Origin of the sequence: Actinokineospora sp. (genome assembly GCF_050699995.1) — a bacterium.
Taxonomy (GTDB): Bacteria; Actinomycetota; Actinomycetes; order Mycobacteriales; family Pseudonocardiaceae; genus Actinokineospora.
On the sequence record NZ_JBOHGC010000501.1, the window covers coordinates 1 to 9,418 of the forward strand.

12 protein-coding genes and 2 pseudogenes are annotated in these 9,418 nt (G+C 70.9%); 12 read left to right on the forward strand and 2 right to left on the reverse strand.

Features of this window, described 5'->3' with window-relative positions:
- From ACRDSQ_RS25065 to ACRDSQ_RS25090, 6 genes and pseudogenes are all read left to right on the forward strand, one after another.
- Positions 1–94, forward strand: a pseudogene (locus tag ACRDSQ_RS25065) (DUF1416 domain-containing protein); the annotation flags it as partial.
- Between the two features lie 405 nt (positions 95–499).
- Positions 500–577: pseudogene (locus tag ACRDSQ_RS25070) on the forward strand (peptidoglycan-binding domain-containing protein); the annotation flags it as partial.
- 21 nt (positions 578–598) lie between these two features.
- Positions 599–883 carry a peptidoglycan-binding domain-containing protein gene (locus tag ACRDSQ_RS25075; RefSeq protein WP_431424427.1) on the forward strand — a complete coding sequence of 95 codons (285 nt, stop codon included), beginning with the start codon at positions 599–601 and terminating at the stop codon, positions 881–883.
- 166 nt (positions 884–1,049) lie between these two features.
- Complete coding sequence (locus tag ACRDSQ_RS25080; RefSeq protein WP_431424419.1) at positions 1,050–1,685, forward strand: FABP family protein; 636 nt, start codon at positions 1,050–1,052, stop codon at positions 1,683–1,685.
- Positions 1,686–2,297 (forward strand): 5-oxoprolinase subunit B family protein, encoded by a 612-nt coding sequence (locus ACRDSQ_RS25085; protein ID WP_431424420.1) that lies wholly within the window; start codon positions 1,686–1,688, stop codon positions 2,295–2,297.
- Positions 2,294–3,172, forward strand: coding sequence for a biotin-dependent carboxyltransferase family protein (locus ACRDSQ_RS25090; RefSeq protein ID WP_431424421.1), 879 nt, complete (start codon positions 2,294–2,296; stop codon positions 3,170–3,172). Before ACRDSQ_RS25085 ends, ACRDSQ_RS25090 begins: the two co-directional genes overlap by 4 nt.
- Here ACRDSQ_RS25090 and ACRDSQ_RS25095 read toward each other — a convergent pair.
- On the reverse strand, positions 3,151–3,996 hold the full coding sequence (locus ACRDSQ_RS25095) for an aminodeoxychorismate lyase (protein WP_431424422.1): 846 nt from the start codon (positions 3,994–3,996) through the stop codon (positions 3,151–3,153). The two genes, ACRDSQ_RS25090 and ACRDSQ_RS25095, sit on opposite strands and share 22 nt — an antisense overlap.
- A 94-nt stretch (positions 3,997–4,090) precedes the next feature.
- On the opposite strand from ACRDSQ_RS25095, the gene ACRDSQ_RS25100 reads away from it, so the two are divergent.
- From ACRDSQ_RS25100 to ACRDSQ_RS25120, 5 genes are all read left to right on the forward strand, one after another.
- Positions 4,091–4,471 carry a Fur family transcriptional regulator gene (locus tag ACRDSQ_RS25100; protein ID WP_431424428.1) on the forward strand — a complete coding sequence of 127 codons (381 nt, stop codon included), beginning with the start codon at positions 4,091–4,093 and terminating at the stop codon, positions 4,469–4,471.
- Positions 4,468–5,580, forward strand: coding sequence for a YgfZ/GcvT domain-containing protein (locus ACRDSQ_RS25105; RefSeq protein WP_431424423.1), 1,113 nt, complete (start codon positions 4,468–4,470; stop codon positions 5,578–5,580). The genes ACRDSQ_RS25100 and ACRDSQ_RS25105 overlap by 4 nt, the downstream gene beginning before the upstream one ends.
- Positions 5,581–5,614: 34 nt before the next feature.
- Positions 5,615–6,445: a 3-keto-5-aminohexanoate cleavage protein gene (locus ACRDSQ_RS25110; RefSeq protein WP_431424424.1), complete on the forward strand. Its 831-nt coding sequence runs from the start codon at positions 5,615–5,617 to the stop codon at positions 6,443–6,445.
- Positions 6,446–6,507: 62 nt separating this feature from the next.
- Entirely contained in the window at positions 6,508–7,077 is a 570-nt protein-coding gene (locus ACRDSQ_RS25115; RefSeq protein ID WP_431424425.1) for an aerial mycelium formation protein, read from the forward strand.
- An 8-nt stretch (positions 7,078–7,085) separates the two neighbouring features.
- The gene (locus ACRDSQ_RS25120) at positions 7,086–8,036 is read left to right on the forward strand and encodes an asparaginase (RefSeq protein WP_431424429.1); all 951 of its coding nucleotides are present in this window, start codon (positions 7,086–7,088) and stop codon (positions 8,034–8,036) included.
- 28 nt (positions 8,037–8,064) lie between these two features.
- Here ACRDSQ_RS25120 and ACRDSQ_RS25125 read toward each other — a convergent pair whose 3' ends face one another.
- Positions 8,065–8,949, reverse strand: a complete 885-nt coding sequence (locus ACRDSQ_RS25125) for a hypothetical protein (protein ID WP_431424426.1) — start codon at positions 8,947–8,949, stop codon at positions 8,065–8,067.
- Positions 8,950–9,143: 194 nt separating this feature from the next.
- Between ACRDSQ_RS25125 and ACRDSQ_RS25130 the strand changes: the two genes are divergently transcribed.
- The gene (locus ACRDSQ_RS25130) at positions 9,144–9,326 is read left to right on the forward strand and encodes a DUF3073 domain-containing protein (protein WP_091376232.1); all 183 of its coding nucleotides are present in this window, start codon (positions 9,144–9,146) and stop codon (positions 9,324–9,326) included.
- The last annotated feature ends 92 nt before the right edge of the window (positions 9,327–9,418 follow it).

Below are 9,418 nucleotides of genomic sequence, written 5' to 3' on the forward strand. Positions count from 1 at the left end.
GACCGTCCGCGCCCTGCACCGCACCGGCAACGGCGAGGCAACCGTCAGCGCGGCGGGCCCCGGCTTCCACGACGTGGCCATCACGGTCGCCTGATCCGTCAGCTCACCGAAGCCCCTGGGACCTCCCCGGGGCTTCGGTGTTTCGGTCGGGAAATCCGTGACTTCCTTGTGACCAACCGATTTCCGGGTTCGTTCGGGCGTGTACCTGGCAACGAGGCCGCAAGGCCGCCGAACTGGGGAGAATCCATGGGAATCAAGGCTTGTTTCCGCACGTCCATCATCGGCCTGGTGGCGGCTGGAGTGCTCGCGGGAGGCATGGCGGTCGGCACCGGCAGCGCCGCCGCCTGCCCGGAGTCGACCGCGAACTCGACGGCCTCCCAGGGATACGCGAGCAGGAAGCCGCAGGTCCGTCCCGGCGCGACGGGCAAATATGTCTTGGCGCTGCAGCTCAACCTGCGCGAGCGCGGCTACCAGCTGACCGGCACCGGGGTTCTACGGCGCGAAGACGCTCGCGGCCGTGCGTGCCTTCCAGCGCGCACACGGGATCAAGGACAGCGGCATCGTCGGGTCCAAGACCTGGCAGGCCCTGCTCGGGCGGATGGACTCGGGCCTGACGCTTGGCCCCGCCGGGACCCCCAAGTTCGGCATCCACCCCGGCGAGCGTGACCGCGCGAAGGTCGACCACCTCGGCGCGACGCTCAAGCGGCTCTACCCTGGCGAGTCGGGCTGGGCGGTCCGCGGCGGCGTCTACGGCCCGGAGATGGTCGGGATGGTCAAGCGGTTCCAGCGCGCGGCCGGGATCAAGGCCAGCGGCATCGTCGGCCCGAAGACCTGGTCGGCCATGTACGACGTCATCTCCGTCTCCGGTGGCTGGGGCCGCTGAGATACCCGCCACGCTCGGGCCGCCGCGGTCGTGTCCGCGGCGGCCCGTGCCGTTATCCTCCGGTCTGTGGAAATCTTCTTCACGACGCTGCTCGTGCTCATAGGTGTGCTGACCACGTGGTTCGCCGGCTACGTGGTGTACCGCATCTACGCCGACCCGCGCTGAGATGACGGCGAACGACCCGGTCTCCGGCAGCGGCGACGCGGCGATCAACGCCGCGGAGAAGCGCGCCGAGCAGACCCGGCACCGCAACCTCCCGCAGTTCGACGACCTGCCGATCCCGGCGGACACCTCGAACCTGCGTGAGGGCCCCAACCTGCACGACGCCTGCCTCGCGCTACTGCCGCTGGTGGGGGTGTGGCGCGGTGAGGGCGAGGTCGTCTACCCGACCATCGAGGGGCCGTTCAAGTTCGGCCAGCAGGTCACCTTCGCCCACGACGGCAGGCCGTTCCTGTTCTATGAGGCGCGGTCCTGGCTGCTCGACGAAGAGGGCAACGTCATCCGGCCCGCCGCCCGGGAGACCGGGTTCTGGCGGCCGCAGGCCGACGACACCATCGAGGTCCTGCTGACGCACTCGTCGGGCATCCTCGAGCTGTACTACGGCACCCCGCGCACGCAGACGTCGTGGGAGATCGGCACCGACCTGGTCAGCCGGACCGCGTCCGCCAAGGACGTCACCGCGGCGAAGCGGCTCTACGGGCTGGTCAACAACGGCGACCTCGCCTACGTCGAGGAGCGGGCCATGGTGGGCAGGCCGATGCAGCCGCACACTTCGGCCTACCTGCAGAGAATCGTCGGCTAGGTGCGGCTGCGGCGGTGCGGCGCGGCCGCGGTCCTGGTGGAGCTGGACTCGCTGACCGAGGTGGCCGCCGCCCGAGCCGCACTGGCCGACCTGTCCGGCGTCGTCGACCTTGTCCCCGCCGCGCGGACGGTGCTCGTGTCGTTCGCGGCGGGTGCCGGTGGGCTCAAGCAGGTCCGCGACCTGCTGGACCGAACCGATCTGTCGAAGGCTCCCGTCTCGGACTCCCGGGCGGTGGTGCTGCCCTCGGTCTACGACGGTCCCGACCTGGAGATGGTCGCCGAGGCCGCCGGGTTGAGCGTCGAGGACACCGTCGCCCTGCACTCCGGCGCCGAGTACACGGTCGCGTTCTGCGGTTTCTCCCCCGGATTCGCCTACCTGACCGGCCTGCCCGAACCCCTGCGTCAGCCGCGGCTCGACACCCCGCGCACCCGGGTCCCGGTCGGCGCGATCGGGGTCGCGGGCGAGTTCACCGGCGTCTACCCGCGTTCGTCACCGGGCGGCTGGCGGCTGCTGGGCAGGCTCGCCGACGACGCCGACCCGCTGTTCGACCCGGCCCGCACCCCGGCGTCGCTGCTGGCACCGGGCGACCGCGTCCGCTTCGAGGCGCAATGACCCGGGCCGTCACCGTCCTCGCCACCGGGCCGCAGGCACTGGTCCAAGACCTCGGCCGACCCGGCAACGCCCATCTCGGCGTCCCACCCTCCGGCGCGCTCGACCAGCCGTCGCTGCGGCTGGCCAACCGGCTCGCGGGCAACACGGAGGACACGGCGGGCATCGAGTCCGTGCTGGGCGGGCTGCGACTGCGCGCGGAGGTGTCGTGCACGGTGGCGGTGACGGGACCGAGCGTGCCGGTCACGGTCGACGGTCGCGACGCGGGCTCGCACACCCCGGTCCACCTGCGGGCGGGTCAGGTCATCGAGCTGGGCTCACCACGGTCCGGCCTGCGTTGCTACGTCGCGGTCTCCGGCGGCATCGCGGTGCCCCCGCAGCTGGGGTCCCGGTCGACCGACCTGCTCTCGGGCATCGGCCCGGACCCGCTGACCGCGGGCGACGTGCTGCCGCTGGGCCTGCCCGTGGGCCCACCGGTCGGCGAGGACGCCGTCCCGCCGCCGAGCCCCGCCGACCACCTGACGATCCCGGTCCTGCTCGGCCCGCGCGACGACTGGTTCGCCGACCCGGCAGCCCAGTTCGCCAGGCTGACGTGGGCGGTCTCGCCGGAGAGCAACCGCGTCGGCCTGCGGCTGCTGGGCGACCTGCTGACCCGGGCGCCCGAGTTCGCGGGCCGGGAGCTGACCAGCGAAGGCGTAGTGACGGGCGCGGTGCAGGTGCCCGCGAGCGGGCGCCCGGTGATCTTCCTGGCCGACCGCCCGACGACCGGCGGCTACCCGGTGATCGGCGTCGTGGCCGCGCGCTGCCTGCCGGAGCTCGCCCAGGCCAGGCCCGGGACGAGGATTCGGCTGCGCGTTCAGGCGTATTCGGACTCGTAGAGGGCGTTCAGCTCGGCGTGCAGCTTCACCGAGTCAGGCATTTCGACACCGTCGAGGGTGTGCACGCGGGTGATCTTGCGGACGCTGGAGGCGAGGAACAGTCCCTCGGCGCCGTCGAGTTCCTCGCGGCGGATCGGCTCGACCTTCGTCGTCCAGCCCGCGCGCTCGGCCGCGCGGAACAGCGCGCCCTGGGTGGTGCCGGGCAGGACTCCGCTGGTCGGCGGGGTGGTGCGCATGGTGTCGCCCTCGATCAGCACGACCGTCGCGGTCGGGCCTTCCAGGACCGATCCGTCCGAGGCGACGAAGATCGCTTCGTCGGCGCCGTGCGCCTCGACGTAGCGCATCGAGGCCATGTTGACCGCGTAGGACAGCGTCTTCGCGCCGAGCAGCAGCCAGGGAGCGCGTTCGACGATGGACGGGTCGAAACCGCGGTCGAGCGTGAGCGCGGAGACGCCAGTCTCGCGGTGGGCGATCGCCCTCGCGCTGACCGGCATGCCGAGGGCGAACGCCGTCGTCGAGCCGTCACCGAACTCGGGTCCGCGGGTGTAGACCAGCTTGAGCGCCATCTCGCCGCTCGCGGTCCAGCTGTCGATCACCTGGCGCGACACGCGTTCCCAGGCGGCGAGGTCCGGCGCGGGGAGGTCGAGCATCGCCGCCGAGCGGGCCAGCCGGTCGAGGTGCGGGCCGAGCTCGCGGGGCGCTCCGTCGACCACCAGGACGGTCTCGAAGACGCCGTCGCCGCGCATCAACCCGAGGTCGTCGACCCGGACGTGCGGTTGATCGGCGTCGGCCTCGGTTCCGTCAAGCATCACCAACACGCGCATGGCCGCACCCTACGCCCGCCGAAGGCCTAACATCGGCTGGGTGGAGACCCTGAGAAACCGCGAGGAACTGCGCACGACGCTGCACGAGCGCGGCATGCGCATGACCCCGCAGCGGCAGCTGGTCCTCGACGCCCTGATCGAACTCGAGCACGCCACGCCCGAGCAGGTCTGCCACCATGTGCAGCGGACCACTCCGTCGGTCAACATCACCACGATCTACCGCACCCTGGAGCTGCTGGAGAGTCTCAGCCTGGTCCGCCACACCCACCTGGGCCACGGCGCCCCGACGTACTCGGTGCACGAACACCAGCACGTCCACCTGGTCTGCCACCGCTGTGGCCACATCGACGAGATCCCGCGGTCGATGGTGGAAGGGCTCGCCGGAACAGTTCGGGCCGCCCACGGGTTCGTACTCGACGCAAGCCATCTCGCCCTGTCCGGTATCTGCCGCACCTGCACTAAGGAGTCCGCGTGACACCTCGCTCACCGATCCTCGACCTGCCCGGGGCCATCCCCCCGCCGGACGGGGCGGTGGACTCGGGTGTCGCCTGGCACTGGGGCGACCCGTTCGCCGAGCAGCGGGCCGCCGCCCGCAAGGTCGCCGTCGTCGACCGGTCGCACCGCGAGGTCATCGCGGTCCCGGGCGAGGAGCGGCTGGCCTGGCTGCACCTGGTCATCTCCCAGCACGTGACCGGCCTGGCCGACGGCGCGGGCACCGAGGCGCTGGTGCTCGACAGCCAGGGCCGGGTCGACGCGCACATGCTGCTGGCCCACGCGGGCGACACGGTGTGGATCGACACCGAGCGTGGGGCGCAGGCCTCGGGCGCGCGCGGCGGCGAGGTCTCGCTGCTGGAGTACTTCCAGCAGATGGTCTTCTGGTCGAAGGTCGAGCCGCGCGACGCGACCGCCGAACGCGCGGTGCTTTCGCTGGTCGGCCCGGAGACCCCGGACCTGCTTGAGCGCGTCGGACTGCCCGTCCCGGCGGGCGAGTACGCCGTGGCACCAGGCGCCGACGTCGTGGTCCGCCGGATGCCGTGGCCTGGCCACGACGCCGCCGACCTGCTGGTTCCCCGCGCCGAACTGGTCGCGTGGTGGACCAAGCTGACCGACGCGGGCGCGCGCCCGATGGGCACGTTCGGCTTCGAGGCGCTGCGCGTGGAGTCGGGCAAGCCGCGGCTCGGCGTCGACACCGACGAGAAGACGATCCCGCACGAAGTCAACTGGGTACCGTCGGCCGCGCACGTGGCCAAGGGCTGCTACCGCGGCCAGGAGACGGTGTCCAAGGTCCACAACGTCGGCAGGCCGCCGCGCCGAATGCTGCTGCTCCACCTCGACGGCAGCGCGGAGAGCCTGCCCGACACCGGGGCCGCGGTCCGCAGCGGCGAGAAGGTCGTCGGCCGGGTCGGGTCGGTCGCCCAGCACCACGAGCTGGGGCCGATCGCGCTCGCCCTGCTGAAACGGTCCGTCGGGGCAGGCGCCGAGCTGGTCGCGGGCGAGTCCACCCAGGCCTCCGTCGACCCGGACTCCATCCCACCGGACACCCCTGCTCTGGGCCGAGTGGCCGCCCAAGGCCTCCGGCATTGAGGCAACCGCGGCTCGGTATGCCAGGATCGGCGCCATGTCGACATCTCCGGGCACGTTGATCACGGTCGCCCCGACCGGTGCCGAGCACGCCAAAACCGACGTGCCGAACCTGCCGGTCACCTTGGACGAGCTCGTCGCCACCGCACGCGACTGTGAGCGCGTCGGCGCCGCGATGATCCACATTCACATCCGCGACGACGACGCCAAGCCGTCGCTGGATCTGCAGCGGCTCAGGGACACGGTCGCGGCCGTGCGGGAGAGCACGAACCTCATCGTGCAGCTCTCCACCGGCGGCGCGGTGACCGATCCCGAGGAGCACCGGCTGCGGGTGCTCGACGCGATGCCGGACTCGGCGTCCTGCTCGATGGGCACCCTCAACTTCGGCGACGACGTGTTCCTCAACCGCTGGGACTTCATCGTCGAGTTGCACAAGCGGATGCAAGACCGGGGCATCGTCCCCGAGTACGAGATCTTCGACCTCGGACACCTGACCGCCCTGCGCAGGCTGCTCGACCAGCACGGCCTGCCCGCGGGCGGCCACGTGCACCTGGACCTGGTCATGGGCGTGCCCGGCGGCATGCCCGGCGACATCGAGACGTTCACCGCGGCGCTGCGGCTGATCCCCGATGGCGCCACCTTCTCGGCGACCGGCGTGGGCCGCTCGACCCTGCCGGTGCTGCTGGCCGCGCTGTCGGCGGGCGGGCACGTCCGGGTCGGGATGGAGGACACCATCTCTTACGCGCGGGGCGAACGGGTCAAGGACAACGCCCAGTTGGTCGCGCGCGCGTCTGGTCTGGCGAAGATCGCCCAGCGGCCGCCGATCAAACCCGATGACGCGCGAGTGCTGCTCGGGGTGACAAGCTAGCTGGGCAGAGATTGCTAGGCGCAGATATGGCGGCGAGGCACTATTTATCGGAGGATGTGCGCGTGATCGAAGTCCGCCCCGGTGGGCGCAGGCGCATCGACCGAGTGCTGTCGCCTGACTATGTCGAGAACCTCGACCAGCTCGACCTCGTCGAAGTCCGGGCGCGGCGCGACGACGCCGCGCAGGAGGAGACCGACCTCTCCTACATGCGCAGACTGCTCCACGGGCGGATCGACATCGTCAAGGCCGAGCAGAAGCGCCGGGCCACGGGCGGGTCCGAGTCGGTGGTCGACCAGCTCGCGGCGATCCTCGCCGACAACGCGGTGGGCCCGGCCATGGGCTCCGGCCGCTACCAAACTCTCGAGCCGTCGCGGGCCGAGGCGCACCGCAGGCACGTCGAGGCCCTGGTCTCCGACGCCGACCTGACCGATGTCGTCTCCCTGCCCGACGAACGCCTCGACCTCGCACTGCGGACCTACCAGGCCGAGGAGGCCTCGGTCTCGCAGCGGCGGCGCCAGGTGCAGGTGGTGATGGATCTGTTAAACGAGCAGATCGGCAGCCGCTACCGAGCCGGGAGCGCATCCGTCGACGATCTTCTTGCCGCCGAACGTGCCAAGCGGGAGCCCAGCTGAACCCGGTACTGGTCGAAGTCCTCCGCTCCGGATTCGTGGAATCCGTGCACCGCGGCTCTCTCGTGGTGCTCGATCCGTACGGGGAGATCCTCCTTGCCCTGGGTGAAGTCCGGGAGCCGGTCTTCACCAGGTCCTGCAACAAGCCCTTGCAAGGCCTCGGCCTGCTGCGCGCGGGCCTCGACCTGCCCGACGACGCCGACCTCGCCGTCGGCTGCGCGTCCCACAGCGGTGAGACCGAGCATGTCGAGCAGGTGCTTGGCATCCTGGGCAAGAACGGCCTGACCGAATCCGACCTCGGCTGCCCACCCGACTGGCCGCTCAACCAGGCGGCACGCAACCGGGTGATCGCCGGCGGCGGCAGCAAGCGCTCGGCGGCGATGAACTGCTCGGGCAAACACGCGGCGATGCTGGCCACCAGCGTCCAACTCGGCTGGGACGTCCGGTCGTATCTGGACCCGGACCACCCGGCGCAGGCAGCGATCGCCGAGACCGTCGCCGAGATGACGGGCGAGGACATCAGCACCATCGGCGTCGACGGCTGCGGTGCTCCCTTGTTTGCTTTGACCCTGGAAGGCCTGGCCACCGGCTATCGCGGGCTGGTGCTGGCCGAACCTGGCACCCGCAGGCGACGGGTCGCGGACGCGATGCGGGCGCACCCGCACCTGGTCGGCGGGACCGATCGGGACGACACGGAGCTGATGCAGGCCATCCCCGGTGTTTTGGTCAAGGGTGGGGCTGAGGGCGTGCACGCGATGGTGTTGGCGGATGGCACGTCGGCGGCGATGAAGATCGACGATGGGGCGCCGCGGCCGCGCACTCCGCTGTTGGTGGGGGTTCTGCGGGCGCTTGGTTATGACGCTCCCGCGTTGGCGGACATGGCTGAGCGGGAGATCCTGGGCGGAGGGGTTCCGGTGGGCTCCGCGCGGCTCCGGCCCGGCCTGTTGGATGACTTGGACTGATCCTTCGGGTGCCTGCTTGGGTGTGCGGCTAGTTGAACCGTTCCCGGATGGCCATGCCTGCCCAGAAGTCGCGGAGCTTGGTGAAGCGGTCGGCTACTTCACTCGCGTCCGAGGCTTCGATCGCGTCCAGGATGCCGTTCACGTCGTCGGCCGACGTGTCCTCCAGCAACTCTTCGTCCGTGAACAGCTGCACGAGGCCGCCGTAGTCCAGCTCGACGGCCGAGGCGTCGTCGAAGTTCTCCAGCCAGGCAGCGGTGTCGATCAGCACCCGCGTGGGGCCCGCGTCCCCGAAGGTCTGCTCAGCCAGCGTCGCCGCACGCTCGATCCGGCGCCGGGCGTCGCCCATGGCCACGCGCCAGTACACCTGCCGTCGGGGGTCACCCCTGGGTGCCACGACCACGTGCCGGTGGGCGGGGTCGACCAGCGAGAACCACGGCAGCGGGACCGTCCACGTCGTCGACACGATGTGGACCGAACCGTTGGGCTGGTCACCCAGGATGTGGGCCGCGCGCGCCCGCAGGCGCTCCGGGGAGTCCGACAGCATCGCCGCCCGCAACATCGGCGTGGACGTCTCCAGGAAGCCCATCAGGGCCGCCGCGGACCGTGCCCGGACATCCATCGGGCACACGAGCGGACCCGGTCCCACGGTCGCTTCCTCACAGTGCACCTCGGCCGGGTCGATCACGAGGACGTCGCGGACCGAGCTCGGTGCGGGACGGCCGTCGGGCAGTTCGCCGGGGAGCGTGGCGCTGGTGAGCTGTGATCGGAACCACACTTCACGTTCGCGGATGCCCGCCTGGGCGTGCTCGACCGCGCCGTCCTCGATCACGGCGCGGAGCAAATCCCCCAGTGATCCAGCGAAAGACGACAACGGCTCGTACACCCGGAGGTAGGCGACGAACGGACGGGGCACGCGCTCATGGTTTCACGGACCGTGGCGATCGACGCCCTCGGGAGAGTGTTCGGCCGGGTGTCGGGTTCTGCACACCATGCCGCGTCGCATCGAACCCCTTCGGCACGGTACGGTAGTTACCAGGAATCAACTGTCGACATCTACGGGGCCGCCGTTCCCCCGGCCGCCCCGTCACTGTGCGAGGGGGTCGAGCCATGGGGCGCGGCCGAGCTAAGGCCAAGCAGACGAAGGTGGCCCGGGAGCTCAAGTACAGCTCACACGCCACGGACTTCGACGCCCTACAGCGTGAGCTGTCGGGCGGCAAAGACGACGGTCACGACAGCAGTGACCAATTCGACGACTCGTCCGACGACGAGTACGACGAATACCGGCGATGACTCAGGGTCCGTCACCCCGCACTTCGTGACGGACCCACCACGCCGCATCCCCCTCCGTGAAGCCGTGAAGACCGCCCCTGACCGGGGCGGTC

Bases quoted from the DNA above. Each gene is read 5' to 3' on its own strand.
- ACRDSQ_RS25075 (WP_431424427.1), top strand. From the start codon at position 599: ATGGACTCGGGCCTGACGCTTGGCCCCGCCGGGACCCCCAAGTTCGGC.
- ACRDSQ_RS25080 (WP_431424419.1), top strand. From the start codon at position 1,050: ATGACGGCGAACGACCCGGTCTCCGGCAGCGGCGACGCGGCGATCAAC.
- ACRDSQ_RS25090 (WP_431424421.1), top strand. From the start codon at position 2,294: ATGACCCGGGCCGTCACCGTCCTCGCCACCGGGCCGCAGGCACTGGTC.
- ACRDSQ_RS25095 (WP_431424422.1), bottom strand. From the start codon at position 3,996: ATGCGCGTGTTGGTGATGCTTGACGGAACCGAGGCCGACGCCGATCAA.
- ACRDSQ_RS25100 (WP_431424428.1), top strand. From the start codon at position 4,091: ATGCGCATGACCCCGCAGCGGCAGCTGGTCCTCGACGCCCTGATCGAA.
- ACRDSQ_RS25110 (WP_431424424.1), top strand. From the start codon at position 5,615: ATGTCGACATCTCCGGGCACGTTGATCACGGTCGCCCCGACCGGTGCC.
- ACRDSQ_RS25130 (WP_091376232.1), top strand. From the start codon at position 9,144: ATGGGGCGCGGCCGAGCTAAGGCCAAGCAGACGAAGGTGGCCCGGGAG.